The organism is Rheinheimera fenheensis (assembly GCF_039871805.1).
Classification (GTDB): Bacteria; Pseudomonadota; Gammaproteobacteria; order Enterobacterales; family Alteromonadaceae; genus Alishewanella; species Alishewanella fenheensis.
Genome location: NZ_JBDPJM010000007.1, coordinates 138,380 through 160,198, shown reverse-complemented (window position 1 = coordinate 160,198; position 21,819 = coordinate 138,380). Strand labels below are relative to the sequence as shown.

Annotated in this window: 19 protein-coding genes; 5 read left to right on the top strand and 14 right to left on the bottom strand. The window is 51.1% G+C overall.

Annotated elements, in window-relative coordinates:
* Window positions 1–110: 110 nt before the first annotated feature.
* Entirely contained in the window at window positions 111–698 is a 588-nt protein-coding gene (locus ABGI61_RS11970) for an arylesterase (RefSeq protein ID WP_347601363.1), read from the bottom strand.
* Between the two features lies 1 nt (window position 699).
* On the opposite strand from ABGI61_RS11970, the gene ABGI61_RS11965 reads away from it, so the two are divergent.
* Together ABGI61_RS11965 and ABGI61_RS11960 are read left to right on the top strand one after the other, a co-directional pair.
* Window positions 700–1,407, top strand: coding sequence for an ABC transporter ATP-binding protein (locus tag ABGI61_RS11965; RefSeq protein WP_347601361.1), 708 nt, complete (start codon window positions 700–702; stop codon window positions 1,405–1,407).
* On the top strand, window positions 1,397–3,886 hold the full coding sequence (locus tag ABGI61_RS11960; RefSeq protein WP_347601359.1) for an ABC transporter permease: 2,490 nt from the start codon (window positions 1,397–1,399) through the stop codon (window positions 3,884–3,886). The genes ABGI61_RS11965 and ABGI61_RS11960 overlap by 11 nt, the downstream gene beginning before the upstream one ends.
* A 24-nt stretch (window positions 3,887–3,910) precedes the next feature.
* Here the strand turns inward: ABGI61_RS11960 and ABGI61_RS11955 are convergent, their stop codons facing one another.
* The 5 genes from ABGI61_RS11955 to ABGI61_RS11935 all read right to left on the bottom strand — a co-directional run bounded on the left by ABGI61_RS11955 (window position 3,911) and on the right by ABGI61_RS11935 (window position 7,538).
* Complete coding sequence (locus ABGI61_RS11955; RefSeq protein WP_347601357.1) at window positions 3,911–4,804, bottom strand: TIGR01777 family oxidoreductase; 894 nt, start codon at window positions 4,802–4,804, stop codon at window positions 3,911–3,913.
* 43 nt (window positions 4,805–4,847) lie between these two features.
* Complete coding sequence (folX, locus tag ABGI61_RS11950; protein WP_347601355.1) at window positions 4,848–5,213, bottom strand: dihydroneopterin triphosphate 2'-epimerase; 366 nt, start codon at window positions 5,211–5,213, stop codon at window positions 4,848–4,850.
* A gap of 78 nt (window positions 5,214–5,291) precedes the next feature.
* The gene (locus ABGI61_RS11945) at window positions 5,292–6,602 is read right to left on the bottom strand and encodes an ATP-binding protein (RefSeq protein ID WP_347601353.1); all 1,311 of its coding nucleotides are present in this window, start codon (window positions 6,600–6,602) and stop codon (window positions 5,292–5,294) included.
* A gap of 1 nt (window position 6,603) precedes the next feature.
* A complete protein-coding gene (locus tag ABGI61_RS11940; protein ID WP_347601351.1) occupies window positions 6,604–7,281 on the bottom strand; it encodes a response regulator transcription factor in 678 nt (225 codons plus the stop codon).
* On the bottom strand, window positions 7,281–7,538 hold the full coding sequence (locus ABGI61_RS11935) for a PepSY domain-containing protein (protein WP_347601349.1): 258 nt from the start codon (window positions 7,536–7,538) through the stop codon (window positions 7,281–7,283). Before ABGI61_RS11935 ends, ABGI61_RS11940 begins: the two co-directional genes overlap by 1 nt.
* Before the next feature lie 344 nt (window positions 7,539–7,882).
* Here ABGI61_RS11935 and ABGI61_RS11930 point away from each other — a divergent pair, with 344 nt between their 5' ends.
* The gene (locus ABGI61_RS11930) at window positions 7,883–8,194 is read left to right on the top strand and encodes a ComEA family DNA-binding protein (RefSeq protein WP_347601347.1); all 312 of its coding nucleotides are present in this window, start codon (window positions 7,883–7,885) and stop codon (window positions 8,192–8,194) included.
* A gap of 14 nt (window positions 8,195–8,208) precedes the next feature.
* Here the strand turns inward: ABGI61_RS11930 and ABGI61_RS11925 are convergent, their stop codons facing one another.
* The 8 genes from ABGI61_RS11925 to ABGI61_RS11890 form a co-directional block, all read right to left on the bottom strand.
* Window positions 8,209–9,429 (bottom strand): EAL and HDOD domain-containing protein, encoded by a 1,221-nt coding sequence (locus tag ABGI61_RS11925; protein WP_347601345.1) that lies wholly within the window; start codon window positions 9,427–9,429, stop codon window positions 8,209–8,211.
* Between the two features lie 109 nt (window positions 9,430–9,538).
* Complete coding sequence (putP, locus tag ABGI61_RS11920) at window positions 9,539–11,050, bottom strand: sodium/proline symporter PutP (protein WP_347601343.1); 1,512 nt, start codon at window positions 11,048–11,050, stop codon at window positions 9,539–9,541.
* A gap of 206 nt (window positions 11,051–11,256) precedes the next feature.
* Window positions 11,257–12,921 carry a BatD family protein gene (locus ABGI61_RS11915; protein ID WP_347601341.1) on the bottom strand — a complete coding sequence of 555 codons (1,665 nt, stop codon included), beginning with the start codon at window positions 12,919–12,921 and terminating at the stop codon, window positions 11,257–11,259.
* Window positions 12,915–14,741, bottom strand: coding sequence for a vWA domain-containing protein (locus tag ABGI61_RS11910; RefSeq protein WP_347601339.1), 1,827 nt, complete (start codon window positions 14,739–14,741; stop codon window positions 12,915–12,917). The genes ABGI61_RS11915 and ABGI61_RS11910 overlap by 7 nt, the downstream gene beginning before the upstream one ends.
* Window positions 14,731–15,723, bottom strand: a complete 993-nt coding sequence (locus ABGI61_RS11905; RefSeq protein ID WP_347601337.1) for a vWA domain-containing protein — start codon at window positions 15,721–15,723, stop codon at window positions 14,731–14,733. Before ABGI61_RS11905 ends, ABGI61_RS11910 begins: the two co-directional genes overlap by 11 nt.
* Window positions 15,710–16,222, bottom strand: a complete 513-nt coding sequence (locus ABGI61_RS11900; RefSeq protein WP_347601335.1) for a DUF4381 family protein — start codon at window positions 16,220–16,222, stop codon at window positions 15,710–15,712. The genes ABGI61_RS11905 and ABGI61_RS11900 overlap by 14 nt, the downstream gene beginning before the upstream one ends.
* The gene (locus ABGI61_RS11895; protein ID WP_347601333.1) at window positions 16,219–17,172 is read right to left on the bottom strand and encodes a DUF58 domain-containing protein; all 954 of its coding nucleotides are present in this window, start codon (window positions 17,170–17,172) and stop codon (window positions 16,219–16,221) included. The genes ABGI61_RS11900 and ABGI61_RS11895 overlap by 4 nt, the downstream gene beginning before the upstream one ends.
* 1 nt (window position 17,173) lies before the next feature.
* Window positions 17,174–18,127 carry an AAA family ATPase gene (locus tag ABGI61_RS11890; protein ID WP_347601331.1) on the bottom strand — a complete coding sequence of 318 codons (954 nt, stop codon included), beginning with the start codon at window positions 18,125–18,127 and terminating at the stop codon, window positions 17,174–17,176.
* Between the two features lie 196 nt (window positions 18,128–18,323).
* On the opposite strand from ABGI61_RS11890, the gene fadI reads away from it, so the two are divergent.
* Entirely contained in the window at window positions 18,324–19,634 is a 1,311-nt protein-coding gene (fadI, locus tag ABGI61_RS11885) for an acetyl-CoA C-acyltransferase FadI (RefSeq protein ID WP_347601329.1), read from the top strand.
* A complete protein-coding gene (gene fadJ, locus ABGI61_RS11880; RefSeq protein WP_347601327.1) occupies window positions 19,634–21,766 on the top strand; it encodes a fatty acid oxidation complex subunit alpha FadJ in 2,133 nt (710 codons plus the stop codon). The genes fadI and fadJ overlap by 1 nt, the downstream gene beginning before the upstream one ends.
* The last annotated feature ends 53 nt before the right edge of the window (window positions 21,767–21,819 follow it).

Here is a 21,819-nt window from a genome sequence, read left to right as displayed (position 1 = left end):
CAACACTCAACACTCAACACTCAACACTCAACACTCAACACTCAACACTCAACACTCAACACTCAACACTCAACACTCAACACTTTTCGGCTCATCCCTGAGCACGTCGCTTATGGCGTTGGCAATTCATCCAACAGTTTCTCTACAAACACACTGATCTGCGGTTGCGCCCTGGTGTTGGGATGAATGCCATCTTGCATCATCAGGTCACTGTTGACCGCTATCTCGTCCATAAAAAATGGCCATAACGTTATGGCAAATTTTTCCGCCAGCGCCGGATAGATTGCGCTGAATTGTTGTCCATAACGTGGTCCATAGTTCGGCGGTATGCGTATTTGCATTAGTACTGGCATGGCATTATGCTGCTGCACTAAGGTAATGATTTGGCTTAAATTTGATTTAATGGTGTCGATGGCAAAGCCGCGCAGACCGTCATTGCCTCCCAGTTCAATTAATACAGCGTCTGGCTGGTGTTGTTTTAACAGTTGGGGTAAACGGGCCAAGCCGCCGGCGGTGGTTTCACCGCTGATACTGGCATTAACTAACTGCCAGTCGGTACGTTGCTGCAGCAGATGAGGCCAGCCTTCGTGCTGCTGCATGCCATAGGCTGCACTTAAACTGTCGCCCAGGATCAGCATTTTTTGCGCTAAGGCAGACTGGTTGAATAACACGATTAACAACAAGAAGATAATACGCATAATGAATACACCTGAAGTTCATATCAACGCGGTTCGGTTGGCTAAGAGTGTCAAACTGACCGAAGGTTCCTTAACTATCCTGCACGATATTAGCCTGACGATCAATCGTGGTGAGACGGTAGCTATTGTTGGCGCCTCAGGCTCGGGTAAATCAACGCTGCTCAGCTTACTGGCTGGGCTCGATGTCCCCAGCAGGGGGGAAGTGCACCTGGCAGGGCAAGCGCTGCACCGGTTATCAGAAGATGAACGCGCGGCCATCCGTGCTGAGCATGTCGGTTTTGTGTTTCAGTCGTTTTTGTTATTGCCCAGCTTGACAGCACTTGAAAACATTACGCTACCAGCTGAGCTTGCTGGCGTGAAAGACGCGCGCGAGCGGGCAATGACGTTACTGGCACAAGTTGGTTTGTCAGAGCGGGCCGATTTTTATCCGGCACAGTTATCCGGTGGGGAGCAGCAGCGGGTTGCTATAGCGCGCGCCTTTATTACCCGTCCGGCAGTGCTATTTGCTGATGAGCCCTCTGCCAACCTGGATGCGGCGACCGGGCAGAAAATAGAAGATTTACTTTTTCGGCTAAATGCCGAGCAGGGCACAACCTTAGTATTGGTGACCCATAATGATGAACTGGCCCGTCGTTGTCAGCGCCAATACCGGATGCAGGCCGGCCGTTTTATCGACACAACAACACAGGATTTAGCAGATGTGGGCTAGTATTGCATGGCGCTTGTTCTGGCGTGAGCTTAGCCGAGGTGAGCTGTGGGTAATCGCTTTTGCGTTATTTTTGGCGGTTGGTTCTGTGGTCAGTTTAAGTGGCATCACCGAAGGGGTTAAAAGCGCCCTGTTGCAGCGCAGTGCCCAGTTTAACGCCGCCGATAAAGTGCTGCGCTCCAGCCAGCCGTTTGATGAGCAATTGTTTGAGCTTGCCGAGCAGCAACACCAGCTTAGTACAGCCAGACAAATGCAGTTTGACTCTATGCTGTTTGCGGGTGATGCCATGCAGCTGGCGACCATTAAAGCCGTCAGTAGCAGTTACCCGCTGCGTGGAGATTTAGTGCTCTACCGCTCAGAGTTGGTAACAGCTGGCGAAACTGCTGAGTTAAAGCCTGGGCAGGTATTTTTTGAGGCGCGTCTATTCGACCTGCTGGGCGTTGAAGTAGGCGATGAGGTGGAGCTTGGCCTGGCCAAATTACAGGTGGGTGGGGTTATTGTTAATGAGCCAGATGCGCCGCTCAGCGTATTTGGTGGCTCGCCGCGGGTGATTATGCACCTGGATGATGTGCCGGCCACTGAGATAGTGCAACCCGGTAGTCGCATTGGTTATCGCTATCTGTTTGCCGGCGATACCGCCAGCCTGGCGCAGTTTGAGGCTGAGGTTAACGATAAACTGACAGTGCATCAGCGCTGGCAAAAAATGGACCGTGAGTCAGCCATTGGCGGCGCTTTGGAGCGGGCAGAGCGGTTTTTATTGTTAGCGGGCTTGCTGGGAATTGTACTGGCCGCGTGTGCTGCTGCGGTTGCAGCCAGCCGCTACAGTCAGCGCCATACGCAGGCAGTTGCCGTCATCAAAGCACTGGGCGCGACAACAGCGCAAATCAGACTGATCTACGGCAGCCATTTACTGTTAGTGGTGCTGTTTAGCCTGCTGTGTGGCCTAGTTGCCGGACAACTGGCGATTGCTGCCGTGCAGTGGGGTATTAATCTGTATATGCCGGACTACCGGGCCCAGTTCAGTATCCGGCCACTGTGGCTGGGCACGTTAACCTGTGTTATCTGTGCACTGCTGTTTGCCGCACGGCCAATGTGGCGCTTATCAAATACGGCGGCGATAGAGGTATTAAAACAGCCTGCAGCGCAATTTGTGCTGGATAAACTGCAATGGCTAACCGGTGCTGTCGCTATCTGGGCACTGATGTGGTTATTCAGTGGCGAGCTGGTACTGAGTATCGGGCTATTTTTACTGTGTGCTGGCTTCGCTGCGTTGTTAATAGCAACAGCAGCAGTGATTGTCCGACTAGTAAAACCTGCTGCCGCGGGGCAGGCCAGTGCGCCTAAACTCGCTATTGCCAATTTACGCCGGCGCTTGTGGGCTAACAGCTTTCAGCTGATTACCTTTAGCCTGGCCATTTTTCTGGCATTATTGCTGTACTTCTTGCGCGCTGAGCTTATCGGCCAATGGCAGCGGCAAATTCCACAAGGCGCCCCTAACCAATTTTTGGTGAATATTAATCAGCAGCAGCGCACCGTGCTTAATAACTTTGCCGATGAGCAGCAGCTGCAGCTGGATCAATATTATCCGGTCGTGCGCGGGCGCCTGATGTCGATTAACGATGAACAGTTACAGCAAGAGGCCACGAAAGAAGATCGCAGCCAGCAGCGGGTCGGTGTGGGGCGTGAGCTTAATTTAACCTGGCTGTCGGCGCTGCCAAAAAATAATCACATTTTACAGGGTGATTGGTTTGCTGAAGGCGCGACTGCGCAAGTGTCGGTAGAAGAAGAGATAGCTGAGCGACTGGAGCTTAAACTGGGCGACAGCTTGGCGTTTTCGATTGGCGGGCAGCAGGTAAGTGCAGTAGTGAGCAGCATACGTAAAGTAGATTGGAATAGCCTGCAGCCCAACTTTTACATGATTTTAAGCCCGGACCTGCTGGCGGAATTCCCGGCCACCTTTATCACAGCGTTTTATCTGTCGCCAGAGCGAAATGCCTTATTGAACCAACTGGCGCGCTTGCTGCCGACGGTCAGTGTGATTAGCGTAGATAATATCATCGCGCAGGTAAACGACATTATCGATCAGGTAACGGTAGCGCTGAGTTTTATTTTGCTGATCATTTGTCTGGCTGCTGCGCTGGTGTTGGTGGCTCAGGTGCAGGCAACGCTGGAGCAGCGCGAGCAAGAGCTGGCAATCTTGCGCACGCTGGGCGCGCGCTATGCGCTGCTGCGTAATGCCTTGTTGTTGGAGTTTGCGTTGCTGGGCGCGATGGCGGGCGGTTTTGCCACCATTTTGGCAGAGCTAATGTTGCTGTTGGTGCAACAACGGGTGTTTGAATTGCCCTTTACACCACATTACAGCCTGTGGTGGATGGGGCCGACGCTGGGTATCAGCATGGTAACCTTACTGGGTTGGTGGCAGCTGCGGCGTTTATTAAGCATTCCGGGCGCGCAGCTCATGCGCCGGGTTTTGCAAGGCTAGTTAAAAAGATGAGGAATGCAGAGCCTAGCCCTGCAAATCCCGTAGAGCAGGTTCAAGCGTTGTAAACTGAAACTCAAAGCCGGCTTTGAGCAAATTTGCTGGTAATATCCGCTGGCCGGTTAACAGTAAGTCGGCCATTTCACCCAATAACAACGTTAGTACAAAGGCCGGTACAGGAAACACTGCAGGACGGTGCAACACCTTAGCCAGTGTCTGGCTAAATTCTGTATTAGTCACCGGCGTAGGCGCCGTAGCATTGAAGGGGCCTGTTAGCGTAGGGTGCAGTAGTAAAAACTCTATTAATCGCAACATATCGCCTAAATGGATCCACGACATATACTGCTCACCACTACCGATCCGGCCGCCCAGCCCCAGTTTAAACGCCGGCAACATCTTAGCCAGGGCGCCACCTTTGGCAGAGAGCACTATGCCGGTGCGAAGCAGGCAAACGCGCGTTTTATCATTTTGCGCCTTAAGGGCAATGTGCTCCCAACGCTGACAAAGCAAATGGGTAAACTCACTGTGATAATGCGTGAAATCTTCATTGATTAAACTGGCGTCCTGCCGGCCATAGATGCCAATAGCTGAGCCGCTGATCAGCACTGAAGGAGGTGTATCAGCAGCGTTAATGGCCTGCACCAGCTGTTCGGTTAACTGCCAGCGGCTATCACAAAGCCGCTGTTTTTGGCGCTCAGTCCAGCGTTTATCGGCAATAGGTTCGCCTGCCAGATTAATTACTGCATCAAGTTGGTTAAAATCTACCTCGTTAAGGCTGCTTATCACCTTAACATGCTGGCCGAGTAGTTTTGCCGCTTTAGCGCAATCGCGGCTTAGCACCCAAAGCTGATGTTGATTAAGCCAGCGTTTTACTAATGCTGACCCTATCAGACCGGTACCGCCGGTGAGCAAAATATTCATTGTGATTACCGTTTGCTGTCAGACGCCTAACTCAGTATAGAAGTTATTTGTTTACCGACAGTGTCAATGAGACTGAATCGGCAAAGCGCAGCGCATGCGGTTTATCTATTTCGACTTCGGCATAACGCACACTGGGATGCTCACTGGCAATAGCCAGTACCTCAGCAGTAAGTTTTTCCAGTAACGAAAAGCGCTGATGCTCTACCAGGGCGATGATTTTCTTGGTGATAGTACGGTAGTTCAATGCTTTATCCATATCATCGGTATTCGCCGCGTCAGCTGCGCTGTAGTGGATCCTGGCGTTTATCACCACATCTTGCTTGTTATTAATTTCATCTTCTTTAATACCAATAAAGGTACGCAGGCGCAGGTTTTTTATTCTGATAATGGCGGGGTTTTCCAATTGCATAAAGCAGATTCCAATTTAGTTAATTTACAGCTAGATAATACGCCGCTTGCCGGGGGCAGGATCAATGGTCCTCGTTGCTCAGAGCGACAATTTAAAACGGGCACCACCGAGTTCACTGTCGTCCAGATTGAGTTTGCCGGAGTACGACTGTACCAATTCAGCAACAATCGCCAGACCAACGCCATGCCCATCTTTATAGGTGTCTAACCTGGCACCGCGCTCAAACAGCTGCTGACGTTTTTCAGCCGGTACACCGGGGCCATCATCTTCAATAGTAAGAAGTAAATGCTGATGCTCGGTTTGCACTGTCAGCTGTACCTGATGGTGACAGGCTTTACAGGCGTTATCCAATAAATTACCCAGTATTTCCATCAGGTCCGTCTCATCGCCACGAAACACGGCGTTGGTGGGGCAGTGTAATGAAATGCGCAGATCTTTGTGACGGTAAATTTTATTCAGCGCCGCGATCAATTTGTCTGCTACTGGCCTGATCTCAATTTGTTTTTTCCAGATATCCTGACCCGAGCTGGCCGCGCGTTTTAACTGGTGCTCAATCATCGAGGTAATGCGATCAAGCTGCTCTTTTAACTCAGGCTGTTGGCTAAGTGCTGAGGTATTAAGCACAGCTACCGGCGTTTTTAACGCGTGTGCCAGGTCACTTAAATGATTGCGATAGCGCTGCTTTTGCCGATTCTGATTGGCGAGCAGGAGGTTCAGGTCTTCTTTAATAATACAAAGCTCAGCAGGATAACGGCCGGTTAATTGTTCCTGACTGCCATTTTCTACCCGGCGGATTTCATGGTCCAGCCGTGACAGTGGTTTGGTGGTCCAGTAGTACGCCAGTAACATAATCAGTAGTAATACCAGGCCTATACCAATAAACCATTGCAGCAAGGTGGCGCGAAACGCCAACTGCGGCGCCATCAGGCGCTCATTTGTTTGGACAATATGCAGGGTGAGCGGCCGGGTGTATTCTTCGGCATCGAATAGCAATGACAACGATAATACCCAGAACTCACCGCCGGTTTGGCTAAGCGGCCTGAACAGATGTTCGCCCGGCGGCAGATCTTGCCCAGGAGGGCTAAATTGCTGGTTTAGTGAGGAGTCACTTTGCCAAACCAAATTTTGCTGATCGGTAATATAGGCACTTAAGCCAGAATCCGGTCGGTAGAAATCGGGTGCCAGTGCGTTATTGAGCAGTTCTACTTTGTCCTGCGACACACTAAGCTCTGAAAGCACCGAATACAGATGCACTTCCAGCTTTTGCTCAGTGTTGGTAACAAGTTGAGTAAAAAAGGCTCTATCAATAGCCACGAAGGAGCTGGGCAACAGGAACAGCAGTAAAAATATACTGACCAAAAGTTGCCGCAGCTTTAGCGATAAGGACATATCAGGCGACGGTCAGGGTAAAACGATAACCGCGTCCGCGCAGCGTTTCGATAGGCTTAATGTCACCCTCCGGGTCCAATTTCTTTCTCAGCCGCAGGACAAATACCTCTATCACATTGCTATCCAGATCAAAGTCCTGATCATAAATATGTTCGGTCAGCTCAGTTTTGGAAATCACTTTAGTTGGGTTCAACATAAAGTATTCCAGCACCTTGTACTCATATGCTGTCAGACTGACTTCTTCATCATGCAGCCATACCTGTTGTGTGCGACTATTTAGCGAAATAGGGCCGGCGGCCAGGGTTGGCTCTGGTTGGCCAGCTGCACGGCGGATCAGGGCATTACAACGGGCCAGGAGCTCTTCAGTGTGAAAAGGTTTAGTTAAATAATCATCGGCGCCTGCGTCCAGGCCTTCTACCTTCTCTTGCCAGCTACCGCGCGCAGTTAACACAATAATCGGCGTTTTTAAGGCTTGCTGCCGGGCTTTTCTAATCAGTGTCAAGCCATCCATTTTTGGCAAGCCAATATCGATAATGGCTAAATCATAGGGGTACTCTGATAATTTAAACCAGCCATCATCACCATCGCTTGCAACATCAACACTGAACTGCTGCTGTTGTAACTGTTCTTTTATCTGCTGCGCCAGCAGATGTTCATCTTCCACAACCAGTAGACGCATTAATTTCCATCCTTTTTGATACGGCCAGTCTTGCCATCGACCAAAACAGTAATGACCCGGCCGTCAGGTTGAACCAGTCTTATACGGTAAAATTCCCGCTCGGCTTTTACCTTAACAATACGTCCGGGATATTGCTGCTGGGCCAGAGCCGCAGCCTGTTCACGGCTTAGCTGCTTGCTATCATGCATGGTATTTGCAAAACAAGGGGCAGTGAGAACAAGTACAGCTGTTAGCAGTAATACTCGGGTGCCAAACATGGTTATCTCCATCGTTACAAGCGGTACTTTACCGGACAATTTTAGCAGCAGCAATGCTTTACATCGGCTACTACATAGCGCGGTAGGGCACGGCATCTTGCTATTGGCAGTAAGAGTAGGGGGTAGTGTCTTAATTAACGCTGAATATTAATTGCATTTAAAATGTGTCAAAAGTTGCAAAAATATTGCAAAAGTAAATTTGGTTGCTACTTTTATTGGGTTGGCAGTAAAACTTCCGAACACTGATAGTGTGACTTGCATTTTGGTTATCGCGCCAACCCAAAATTGCAGCTTGCAGTACAGAGTGTCGTCAGGGACCGGAAGCTACTTAAGGATGAAAGACCATGAAACCATTTTATTTTGCCGTTGGCATGACGTTGCTGAGTTTAACGGCCAATCTTTGTGCTGCTGAAACATCGCCAGATAAAATAACCAAGGCCAGTGCCCAAGCTCATGCGGCACAGAAAATATCGATTAACAGTGCGTCGTTAGAGCAACTGGACGCCATACCGGGCTTAGGACAGAAAAAAGCGCAGGCCGTTTTGGATTATATTGCGGCCAATGGCCCGATTAAAGACGAGGCACAGCTGACCCAGGTAAAAGGCATTGGCGAGAAGTTGGCAGCGAAAATCAGCCCATATCTGAGTTTTAATTAGGCGTTGGCCCTGGGTTAGTCACCCAGGGCTTTCATTTGCTCGTTAGCCCATTGCACAGCGGTATGATAAGCATCAGGTACTTTATCATTGGCTAATTGCAGCGTATTAATGGCCGTTGAGGCCTCTTGCCACTGGGCGGTCTCGTAAAACTGAATTAACTTGATGTAATCTGCCAAAGCGCCTTTTTTCTCTACCAGGGCTTCTTTAATTTCTTTAGCCAGCGGCAGCTTACTCATAACGCTGTCGATAGGCTCATCTAAAATCGCGTCCATCAACGACATTAATCCGGTAAGAAAGGCTTTGTCGGTATCAACTTTACCATGCAGCTGTGCCAGGCCTTCAGCAAAGCGGGCGCGGGTCATTGACATGCGCATAAGCTCAGCCGGTTTGTCACTACTGATTTGTGCAGTAAACAGCAGCGATAGAAACTTCTTCAGCTCAGCCTGACCAAGCACAATTAACGCTTGTTTAATGGTTTCTATTTCGGTGCGGCGTTTAAAAATGGCTGAGTTACTGTAGCGCAACAGCTTATAAGATAAATGCACGTCGCGCTGAAATACCTGCGTAATTTTATTCAGATCCATGTCTGATTTAGACGTTTCGTATAACAGCTCTGCCAGTGTCATCTGTGCCGGAGACAGGGCTTTTGATTGCATCATCTCGGGTTTAGAGAAAAAGTAACCCTGAAAATAGCTAAAGCCTAAATCCATTGCCAGCTGAAACTCTTCATTAGTTTCAACCTTCTCAGCTAACAGTTTGATATGACTAAAATCGGCGATCGCCGCTTTTATCTGGTTAATGGTGTCAGTAGAGGTAGAGCGAAAATCAATTTTAATAATATCGACAAAAGGGTAAAAATGGCGCCAAACCGGCTGATGAATATAATCATCCAGCGCTATGACATAACCTTTTTCTTTTAGCGCCTGACACTCTGCCAGCAAACGTTTGCCGGGCTGTATAGTTTCCAGTATTTCTACGACTACCTGCTCTTTTGGCAGCATAGAGGGATATTTTTTGGTCAGCGTGTCTAAAGTGAAATTGATAAAACCAGGCTTGTCGCCCAGAAAGTCTTCCAGACCAAAGCTAAGCTGGCTGCCCTCTACCATTCGTGAAGTTGCTTCATCGCCGTCAATATCCGGGAAGGCATTTTCCAGGCCGTCACGAAACAGTAACTCGTAGGCATAAAGTTCTTTGTTACGATCCAGAATGGGTTGGCGCGCAGCGTAGAAATACATAAATCATCTATCTCAAAAAGGCACACTAAAACCGTAATTTAGCAAAGTTATTGCGGCGGGGCACATAGTTTTTTATGCGCCCCGGCTAATTTTACGCAGGTACGAGCAGTCAGCTTTGTTTAAGCTGCTGCTGCATGTCGTCAAACAATGCCGTAACATCTTCTGCCGGCGCTTTGCTCAGCTTGCTCACCACAAGGATGCAAAGGGTACTGACAATGACGCCAGGGACAATCTCATACACCAGCGAGCTTAAACTCTGGCCATTGTCCAGCACGGGCGCATAGATCCAAAATAACACTGTTGCCGCACCACTGATGATACCACTTAAGGCGCCGGCAAACGTCATCCGCTTCCAGTACAGGCTCAGCACAATCAGCGGGCCAAAAGCGGCACCAAAACCGGCCCAAGCGTTGCTGACTAACGATAAGATGGTGCTGTTTCTGTCGTAGGCCAGTGCAATAGCTACCATTGCCACCACTAATACCGCTATGCGCCCGACCAATACCAGCTCTTTTTGGCTGGCATTGCGCTTAACGAAGGCTTTATAGAAGTCTTCGGTCAGTGAGCTTGAGGTCACCAGCAGCTGAGATGAGATGGTGCTCATGATGGCGGCTAAAATGGCCGCCAGTAAAAAGCCGGAGATCAGTGGGTGAAATAAAAACTGTGAAAAGACAATAAAGATGGTTTCGGCATCGTTCAGTGTCATTTTGGTGTTTTCCACGTAGGCAATGCCCACCAGGCCGGTCATCACCGCACCAATAATGGTAATTAACATCCAGCTCATACCGATACGGCGTGCAGTTTTAATATCTGCCACTGAGCGAATTGCCATAAAGCGCACGATAATATGTGGCTGGCCAAAGTAGCCAAAACCCCAGGATAACAACGAGATAATGCCCAGAACTGACATGGCTTGTGCAGTGTTAGCGTCGGTGAAGGGATCGATAAAGTTGCTGTCTATGGCTTTAACCTGCTCAAATACTGAACCTAAGCCACCCAGATGATCAATGGCTACCACTGGCACCAACACCAGGGCAACAAACATAATGCACCCCTGCACAAAGTCGGTGATGCTTACCGCCATAAAGCCGCCAAACAGGGTATAAGCTACCACCACACCGGCGGTAACATACAAGCCCAATTCGTAACTTAAGCCAAACGAGCTTTCGAACAACTTGCCGCCACCGACCACGCCAGAGGAGGTATAAAGCGTGAAGAAAATCACAATAACAATTGACGATACCACCCGTAGCAATCGTGTTTTATCTGCAAAGCGTTTTTCAAAGTAATCCGGAATGGTAATCGCATCATGAGCTACTTCGGTGTATACCCGTAGCCTGGGAGCGACAATCAGATAGTTGACATAAGCGCCAATCAGCAAGCCAACAGCTATCCAGGCACTGCTAAGACCTGACAAATACATAGCGCCTGGCACACCTAATAACATCCAGCCGCTCATATCAGATGCGCCGGCCGACAGAGCAGTAACGCCCGGGCCTAGTTTACGTCCGCCCAGCATATAACCAGATACATCGTCAGTAGAGGTTTTATAGCCGTAAAGACCAATAGCCAACATAACGAGAAAATACACAGCCAGCGAGATAATGGTACCTGTTTCCAAACCTGTTTCTCCTTTAGCAGATGTCTCTGTGCTTTGCTTAAGCCTGTCCTAAGCAAAACACAGGATAAAAAAATACCTGATGTGACATCAGGTTACAAAACAGCTTTATGCTAACAATTTGCAGCAGTTGATACCAGTGCTTCGCGCTGGTTCGTCTTTAGTAGGGGATAGCCAGCTACAACGCTAGGTGTTGGCAGGCTTGCGTTTTAGTTGGGGTAGAGCGGTTTTAACGTGCTCGCAGGTGCATCCTCCGGTTGGTTTCTTCGGTATTGCTGCCAGCATTGCCACAAGGCTTGCCCTTGCCAAGCTTCTGGCGTCTCGCCATACAGCGCCTGATTTAACTGCAAGATCTCATGTCTGAGCGCAGTATCGTGAATAAGTTGGCTAAGCGGCGTTAACGCCGATAAACGTTGATCGAGCTGTTGATGAGCAAAGCGCAGTAGCTCCGCTTTGGCTGCACGAGCATCATTTTGCTGACAGGCCTGTTGCAGCTTACTGGCATTAAACCGCACCCTGCTAGGTGCAGTGGCTGCAGGTTCATTGTGTTTGCTACGCTGCCACAATAAAAGCAGCAGCACGCTGCTGCATAGCCATAGCGCTGACAGTAGACTGCTAAGATAATTCCATGCCCAGGGCGAGGTGGCATTGATGCCAGTGCTAACTGAGGCTACAGCCTTATTACCGGCAGCAATCGTTGCCGGGCTGGCAGGCGCTGGGACCGAAGCCTGCGGCGCACCAGCGACTTTCAGGGTGCGGGCCGGTAGCGTGGCATAATCCAGCTGATTGGTTTGGCTGTTCCACCAGGGCAGGCGCACTTCGGGGAGCTCCAGCTCGCCGGCTTTATTGGCCACCACCGCGCTGGTAAAGATTTTTTGCGCCACTAAGCGGCCATTGCGCTCAGCGCTTTTGCTTTGCGGTTGTTCCTGATACAAGCGTAAGCCGTCAGGGAACTGCTGATTAAGCTCTGGCAATTGGTTCTCGGCCACATCAACGGCTGAAAGCGTAATAGTGCGGGTAACTGGTTCGCCTTGTTTTAGCTCACTTAGCTCTGGTGTCCATTCTTCTGTTAATGTCACCAGGCCTGCTACCAGCCAGCTGCCAGGAAAGTTAGCGGGTATGGCATTGACGCTAATATCAAGCGGCTGGCCTTGCGCTACCACGGTTTTCGTGCGGGCAAAGTAGTTATAGCGGGCGCTATCGCGGTCAACCATTTCGCCGTTAAAGGTGGGCGGGCTAATGCTAAAGTTGCCGCTACGCTGTGGGGTAATGGCATAACGGCGGGTAATGGTGCGATAGCGTATACCGTTTACCAGCTCTGTGCCCTCAACATCCTGCCCCACCTGGCTGATACTGGCGCCCTCTAATTGCGGCTCCGACAGTGAGCCGCGCTGTAAGTCGCCGTTAAAGTAAATAGTGACCTGATAATACGTCAGTTGCTGCACGTACAGTTTTTGCTGGTCGATACTGGCTTGTAAAAACAGCTCCTGGTTCTGTCCTCTGTTGGTCGGGGCTTCATCCAGCACTTCGAGCGTCATCGGTTCAGTTGACAGCCCCTGCACACTGAATGCCGGTATATTCAGGCGCCCGGTTTTTTTGGGTAATAGCACCACGTTCCAACGTGTACTTTGGCTGGCCTGGCCATTAATCACCTGCGAAGAGGTACTAACAGAAGGCAGCATCACGGTAAAGTCCGCTTCGAGCACACGAAAATTAATGGCATCTGCAGGCAGGCGCGCATCGGCTGTAACCTGCAGGGTGACCGATTCACCCCGCAGCGCCGGGTTTTTATCTAATTGTGCGCTTAACTGGCTTAAGGCGAAAACCGGCAAACTCGCCAGTAGAACTGTAAAAAACACAGCAGCTTTTACCATTGTTCATCAACTCCCACAGGCAAACGTTGTTGCTGGCGTTTTAAATATTCAAGATACATTTTATTGCGTAGTAGCAGTGCCGGGTCATCCTGCACTTTGCGCAGCAGGTTATCCAACTGCTGCTGCTCTTCAGGTGTGGCATTTGGCCAGGCTTCACGAATGGCCTGCTGTTCCGCCTCTGTTTGTTCAGCTTGCTGCTCTTCAGCAATGGCAGATTGGGGTTCTTCCTCTTGCGGCGTGTCCTGCGCTTCACTTTGCTGCTGCGCATCCTCTGGCTGTGCGGATGCGTCATTATCGCTTGCTTGCTGGTTATCGCCTTGCTCGGATTGACTGTCGGACTGCTGTTGTTCACCCTCTTGCTGCGGGTTGTTCTGCTGCTCGCTGTTTTGCTGATCTTTGCTTTGCTGATTTTGCTGCTGCTTTTGTTGCTGCTTTTGTTGCTGCTGTTGTTGCAGCAGCTGCTGCATTAATTCGGCATTTTTTTGTGCCGGGGTAAAGTCTGGTGTATGTTGCAGCGCCTGGTTATAGGCATTGAGCGCATCCTGATAACGGCCCTGCTGCGCCAGGCTGTTGCCCAGGTTGTGCCAGCTGTGCTGATTGGGCGCAGCTTCAACAGCGCGGCGAAAATCCTGCTCGGCGCCGGCATAATCGCCACTGCGATAGGCCGCATTACCTTGCCATAATGGTTGGCTGAATTTCTGCCGGGCGCTGTCAAACTCACCGTTGGCATAGTCCTGCCGCGCCTGTTGTTGCTTACTTTGCCAAAGATCGCGCCATTCAATAGCGTCAGCCTGATAGGGCAGCATTAGCACCAATCCAAGGCCAAGCAGCTGGCCGAACTTACGTTGTAGCAGCACCAGCGGCAGTAGCAGCCACACCAGATACACAGCATTATCCTGCCACTGATCGCCCTGAATTTGCCGGCTGGCGTCGGCTTCATTGAGTGCAGTGAGCGCTGGCTGTGCAATCAGGCTGGCGACAGCGTTGGGGTTGTTGTGCGCATCCAGATAGACACCGCCACTCTGGCGCGCTAGTTGGGCTAATTGTGCTTTGGGTAGACGGGGTAATACCACAGCGCCGGTGGCAGATTTTAGCAGCTCACCGTTTTCCAGTTGTACCGGAGCACCGTCGCTGCTGCCAAACCCGAGGATAGATAAGCGGTGCGGCCAGTTGTTCAGTTTATCCTGCATCTCGCGCAGGCTGTTGTTGTCAAAGCCATCGGTAAAGACGACGACATCGCCCCTTGGGTAGCCGGCCTGACGCAGCAGGTTATCGGCTTGCTGTAATGCCGCCAGCAGGTTTGAGCCTTGTGCGGGCATAATTTCGGGCTTTAAGTCCGGTATCAACAGGCGGATATTGTTATGATCCGGCGTTAGCGGCGATATAACAAAAGCATCGCCGGCAAAGCTGAGTAGGGCCAGCTCGCCTTCTTTTAACTGCTCGGTAAAATCCAGTGCGGCAAAACGCTGCTGCGTCAGCCGGTTTGGCGCCATGTCGGTCGCACGCATCGACATCGACATATCCATTACCAGTACAGTGGCTTTTTTTAGCGCAAACGCCGGCTGCGGTAACTTCTGCCAGGTGGGACCTGCCAGTGCCAGCGTGGTTAACAGCCAGCACAGTGCCAACAGTGGTAGCGCCAGTGGCTGTTTTTTCCGTAGTAAACGAGCGCCTAATAAGACCGGTTGCAGATGACTGGCAATAAGCTGGTGCCAGGGGCTATTAGCCTTACGATGCAGAAACAGTAGCACTAATAACAGTGCCACCGGCACCAGCGCCAGTAGCCACCAGGGGCGAAGAAAATGAAAGTCAGTCAGCATTAATTCGCACTCCGCGCCAGTGAATGTTAGATGCTGCCAGCACAAACGACAGTAGCAGAGCCAAACCCAGCGGCCAGTGTAACAAGCTGCGCTGCGGCCGGTAGCTAAGGGCATCGCGCTCAATCGGCTCTAACTGATCAATCAGCTGATAAATTTGGTTTAATTCGTTTAAATCGCGGGCACGGAAATAGCGGCCGCCGGTATCTTCGGCCAGTTGGGTTAGCAGACGCTCGTCCAGATCCTGTGACGGGTTTACCATGCGCCGGCCAAACACGCTTTGTTGCAGCATTTGCTCAGCGCCTACACCGACAGTATGTATTTTCACGCCGGCCGCTTTGGCAAGTTGCAGCGCTTCAAGCGGCTGAATATTACCGGCAGTATTGGCGCCGTCACTAAGTAGAATCAATACCTTATTAGAGCTGTCATAGGTGTTAAGCCGCTTTACGGCCAGGCCAATAGCTTCGCCTATTGCAGTGCGGGTGCCGACTAAGCGCAGTACACTGTCATCCAGCATTTTTTGTACGGTGACCAAGTCGAAAGTCAGTGGAGTTTGCTGATAGGCTGCATCGGCAAACAGGATCAGGCCAATACGGTCGCCCTGACGGCGCTTAATAAAATCACTGACCACCAGCTTCACCGCATCCAGCCGGTTTATACTCTGGCCCTGGTACTGCATATCGGCAATTTCCATCGAGCCGGATAAATCCAGTGCCAGCATCAGATCGCGGCCTTGCTGCGGCAGATTAACCGGCTCGCCCAGCCAGCGTGGTTGGGTGGCACTTAACACTAACAGCAACCAAATCAGCAGCGCCAGCAGCGATGACAGGCTGAATTGTCGTCCTGGCTGCTGCTCAGTTTGCTGCGCCAGTTTTGCCAGGGCAGGTAAGGTTAGGGCGCTGTCAGACGGAGCCTGGCGTTTTAACCTCAGTAACAACGGCGCTAGTGCCAGCAAACCAAGCCAGGGATAACTAAACTCCAGCATGCGTGCCCTCCGGCCAGCTGTTGATAGCGGCTTTACCCTTATAGGCCTTAAGCCAACCACGGGCGAACTGATAAAATTGCTCGCGCGCGGCGCTGTCTACTTTGCTATCAGGCGTATTGCCATACAACAGCGTGGTTAAATCCGGCAGCGGCAAGCTGTGCTGCTCAGACAGCCAGTGTTGCCAGTCGCGGCTATTGTAGCTGAGCGCCGGGTGAGTACTTTGATAGTGTTGCAGCACCTGTTTAATCAGTTGGTTAATTCGCGCCGGTGCATCCTGCTCAGTAGATAATGCTTCCAGTACACGCAGCGCCTGGCGTTTGGCGGCAAAGCGGCGCCAGTGCAGATAGGCTTTTAACAGGAAGAATATCGCAGCGCCCAGTAACATCAGCAGTAACCCAGCCATCGCCGGTGTAAAAGCAAACGTAGCGGGTTGCAGCGGTTCACTGATATCAGCAAGCTGCGCTAAGGATGCGGTGATTTGCGGCTGCGGTGTTGTCATAGTCCGCGCTCCTTCACGGTGCGGGCGAGTTGATTAAGCACCGGCTCTGCCGCGCTGACACTCAGCCATTTGCAACCGAGCTGACTGACTAATTGCTGTTTTTGCTGCAAGCTGTCACTTTGTTGCCGGGCATAGCGCTGCTGCAGGCTGCGGCTACCCAGTTCAATATAACCTGTACGGCTGCCATCGCTGACCGCGGCACTGCCATGGCCATTGGCCGGTAAGGCCAGATCCAGCGGATCGGTAACACAGCAACAGGTCACTTCGTTGTGCTGGCGTATCGCGCGAATATGACGCAGACCATGCTCATCAAAATCACTAAAGTCAGACAGGATATAAACCAGACTACCCGGGCGTACCAAGCGGCGTAACTGGCTTAGCGCTTCGGTTAAACTCAGGCCGCGCTGCGAATCGCTAGCCTGATGCACACTGGTGAGCGCATGGAAATAACGCAGCACGCCGTGGCTGCGGCTTTGAGGTTTAAGTTCCAGATGTTGTTGCTGGCTAAACACCAGGCCACCCAGTTTGTCACCGCGCTGTTTTACATGCCAGGCAATGAGCGCGGCTAAATGCGCTGCCTGCACCGACTTAAACAGCAGTGCCGAACCAAAACGCATACTGCTGCCCAGATCGGTTAGAATAAACACCGGCCGCTCTTTTTCTTCGCGAAACAGTTTGGTGTGCACCTTGCCGCTACGCGCGGTAACGCGCCAGTCGATGGTTCGCACGTCATCACCGCTTTGGTAATGGCGCACTTCATCAAACTCCATACCCCGGCCTTTACTTTTTGCCAGGTAAGTACCGGCCAGTTTGCTGTGTATAGCCATAGTGGGGGTTAAGTCCAGCACCTTGGTGTAGCGCTGATACCACAATAGTTCGCTAAGCCCCGGGCTTATACCATTGCTGCCGTTTTGTGCCAGCCACTCACTGGCGCTAAAGCCCTGGCTCATATCAGGCAGCAGGTACCAGGCGCAGAATCTCGGCCAGCACATCATCAGTGCTGATGCCTTCAGCTTCGGCGGCGTAGGTTAAAATTAAGCGGTGGCGCAGCGCATTATGAAACACCGCCTGCACATCATCCGGTGTAACAAAATCACGGCCGTCCAGCCAGGCTTTGGCTCTGGCACAGCGCTCTACTGCTATGGTGGCGCGCGGGCTGGCGCCGTAACCAATCCAGCTGGCCAGCTTGTCGCTGTAAGCTTTGGCGTTACGGGTCGCCATAATAAGCTGCACAATGTACTGCTCCACGCTGGGGGCCATATGCAGCGCCAGAATGGCTTTGCGCGCCGCAAAAATATCGCTTTGGCTAATCGGTGTCACGTCGACTTTTGCATCGCTTAAGGCTTCGCCACGGGTTAATCTGAGAATTTGCAGTTCGGTTTCAGCGCTGGGGTAATCGACCTTTAAATGCAATAAAAACCGGTCTAACTGGGCTTCGGGCAGTGGGTAAGTGCCTTCCTGCTCTAACGGGTTTTGTGTTGCCATCACCAAAAACAGCTCAGGCAGCGGGTAGGTATGGCGCCCTACCGTCACTTGTTTTTCTGCCATCGCTTCAAGCAGCGCCGATTGCACCTTGGCCGGCGCCCGGTTTATTTCATCCGCCAGAATAATATGATGAAACAGTGGCCCGCTTTGAAACTCAAACTGGCCGGTCTCGGGCCGGTAAATGTCGGTGCCGGTTAAATCGGCTGGCAGTAAATCGGGCGTAAACTGAATACGATGAAAACGGCCTTCCACACCCTGGGCTAACGCGTTTACCGCACGGGTCTTCGCCAGCCCCGGAGGGCCTTCTACTAACAAGTGACCGTTAGCCAGCAGCGCCAGCAAAATACCTTCGGTCAGTGCAGCCTGGCCTAACACCTGGCTGTCGAGATAGGCTTTTAAAGCAGAAAACGCGTTTACCATAATCTTATCAGTCTTAATTAATTGGATTTATTGATTGTTTTATCGCCATTCGCCACTAAAACGGGCTAGGCTAAGACGTTATAACCTAAATATGGTTCCGTTTGCATTAAAACAAGTGTTTTAATTTTCAACGACTGTCGTTACAATCGGGCGCACTGATACAGGTCAGACCTGTAATTTAAATAAGAGGAACGCTATGAGCTCGCCAATTAATCTTACTACCCGCAGCGGTGATCGCATCGCCATTGTTTCCGGATTGCGTACGCCTTTTGCCAAGCAGGCTACTGAGTTTCATGGCGTATCAGCGCTGGATTTGGGCAAGTTGGTGGTCAATGAACTGCTTATCCGCAGTGAGCTGGAGCCAAAATTAGTTGAGCAAGTGGTATATGGCCAGGTTGTGCAAATGCCAGAAGCGCCGAATATTGCCCGCGAAATTGTGCTGGGTACCGGGATGAACGTACATACCGATGCGTACAGTGTTACCCGCGCCTGTGCTACCAGTTTTCAGTCTGTGGTCAGTGTGGCTGAATCCATGATGGCCGGTATTACCCAAATTGGTATTGCCGGTGGTGCCGACTCCAGCTCAGTGTTGCCGATTGGCGTAAGCAAAAAACTGGCCCGCGCCTTGGTGGATTTAAACAAGGCCCGTACTTTTGGCCAGAAACTGGCAATATTCCGCCGGCTGGGGCTAAAAGATTTATTGCCGGTACCGCCGGCAGTGGCAGAGTACAGCACCGGTTTGTCGATGGGCGATACCGCCGAACAAATGGCAAAAACCCACAGCATCAGCCGTGCCGATCAGGACGCGTTGGCGCATCGCTCGCACACGTTGGCCACCCAGGCCTGGCAAAGCGGCGTAATGAAACAGGAAGTCATGACCGCGCATGTCGAGCCTTACTCCCGCTATCTGGATATCGATAACAATATTCGTCAGGATTCAAAGCTTGAGTCGTACGCTAAATTAAAACCGGTATTTGACCGCGTGCACGGCTCGGTGACTGCAGCTAACGCGACACCACTGACCGATGGCGCCTCAGCCGTACTGATGATGACGGAAAGCCGTGCTAAGGCACTGGGTTATGAAGTGTTAGGCTATATTCGCAGTTACGCTTTTGCCGCTATTGATGTCTATGACGATATGTTGATGGGGCCGTCTTATGCCACCCCAATCGCACTGGATCGTGCGGGCATGACGCTAAACGATCTGACCCTGATTGAAATGCACGAAGCTTTTGCGGCGCAAACCCTGGCCAACGTAAAAATGTTTGCCAGCAAAAAGTTTGCCGAAGAAAAACTGGGCCGCGCAAGTGCTATTGGCGACATTGATATGAGCAAATTTAACGTACAGGGCGGCTCTTTGGCTTATGGCCACCCGTTTGCCGCTACCGGTACACGCTTAATTGTACAAACGCTGAATGAATTAAAACGTCGTGGAGGTGGTGTTGGCCTGACTACCGCCTGTGCTGCCGGTGGCTTAGGCGCAGCGATGATCCTGGAGACCGAATAATGACAACAACGAATAGTTTCAGCCTGCAAATCCGTGACGACAATGTTGGTGTTATCACCATGGACATCGCCGGCGAGTCGATGAATGTGTTAAAAGCTGCCTTCGCTGATGAAATCAGCCAGCTGTTAAGCGAGATAAAGGCCAACAACCAGCTGAAAGGTCTGGTGTTTATTAGCGGCAAGCCAGACTCTTTTATTGCCGGTGCTGACATCAGTATGCTCGATGGCTGCAAAACGGCAGAAGAGGCGCAGGCCATTGGCCGTATGGGCCAGCAAATGTTCGACCAGCTGGAGCAGCTGCCTATTCCGTTAGTCGCAGCTATTCATGGCCCTTGTTTAGGCGGTGGTTTAGAGTTAGCCATGGCATGTCATGCCCGTATTGCTACCTCAGATAATAAAACCGTACTGGGCTTGCCCGAGGTACAGCTTGGCTTACTGCCAGGCAGTGGTGGCACGCAGCGTTTGCCTAAGCTGGTTGGCCTGCAAAAAGCGCTGGATATGATATTAACCGGCAAGCAACTGCGCGCCAAACAGGCGAAAAAAGCCGGCTTAGTTGATGATGTGGTACCAAAAAGTATTTTACTCGAAGCGGCGGTTAAGCTGGCACTGAAAGGCAAGCCTAAGCGCGACCCGATAAAACTCAATCTGGTAGGTAAGGTGCTGGAACGCACGCCGTTTGGCCGCAATATTCTGTTTAGCCAGGCGCGCAAACAAACGCTGAGCAAAACCCAAGGCAATTACCCGGCACCACTGAAAATTCTCGATGTGATTAAAACCGGGGTAGACAGCGGCATACAGGCGGGCCTTGCAGCTGAAGCGAAAGCCTTTGGTGAGCTTTGTATGACAAAAGAGTCGGCTGCACTGCGTAGCCTGTTTTTTGCCACTACCCAAATGAAAAAGGAAACCGGTGCCGGTGAGACCAAACCTAATAAGGTGCGTAAAGCGGCGGTATTAGGTGGCGGCCTGATGGGCGGCGGTATTGCGAATGTTACTGCGACAAAAGCAGGCATCGCCGTGCGCATTAAAGATATCAACGAGCAGGGCATTAGTAACGCGCTGAAATACAGCTACTCGTTGCTGGAGAAAAAGTTTAAACGCCGCTTTATCAGCAAAGCAGAAATGCAAAAACAATTGCTGCTTATTACCGGTACCACCGATTACAGTGGCTTTCATGATGCTGATATCGTGGTGGAGGCGGTGTTTGAAGATTTAGCGCTCAAGCAGCAGATGGTCGCTGATATCGAGCAGCACTGTAGCGAAAATACTATTTTTGCCAGCAACACCAGCTCATTACCGATTAAGCAAATCGCCGCCAAAGCGCAGCGGCCAGAGAACGTGATTGGCCTGCATTATTTCTCACCTGTAGATAAAATGCCGCTGGTGGAGGTGATTGCCCATGAAGGCACTTCAGCGCAAACCATCGCAACCACAGTGGCCTTTGCCCGTAAACAGGGTAAAACACCGATAGTGGTTAAAGATGGCGCGGGTTTTTACGTCAACCGGATTTTGGCGCTTTACATGAATGAAGCGGCTAACGTGTTGCTGGAAGGCGAACCGGTGGAAAAAATTGACAAAGCCCTGGTCAAGTTTGGCTTCCCGGTGGGCCCTGTTACCTTACTGGATGAAGTGGGGATTGATGTGGGGGCTAAAATTTCACCCATTTTAACCCAGGAGCTGGGCGAGCGCTTTGCCGCCCCAGCTGCCTTTGACAAGCTGTTGGCAGATGGCCGTAAGGGCAAGAAAACCGAAAAAGGCTTTTACCTTTATGGCAAGACAGCGAAAAAAGGCAAAAAGCAGGTGGATGACAGCGTGTATAACGTGCTGGGCGTAACCCCGGCACCACGGTTAAACAGCGATGAAATCAGCAGCCGCTGCGTGGTGCAAATGTTAAACGAAGCCGTGCGCTGCCTGGAAGAGGGTATTATTGCCAGTGCCCGTGATGGTGACATTGGAGCTATCTTCGGTATTGGTTTCCCACCGTTTTTGGGGGGGCCTTTCCGTTATATCGACCAACTGGGTGCCGATAAGCTGGTCGCACAGCTTCGCAATCTGGAAAGCCGCTTTGGCAGCCGTTTTGCACCTGCCAACCTGTTACTGCAAATGGCGGAACAACAGCAGCGGTTTTATCCGTAACGGTGTTAACCCTGGTTGGTGAAAATACAACCAAAGGTTAACAGTAATCTGCT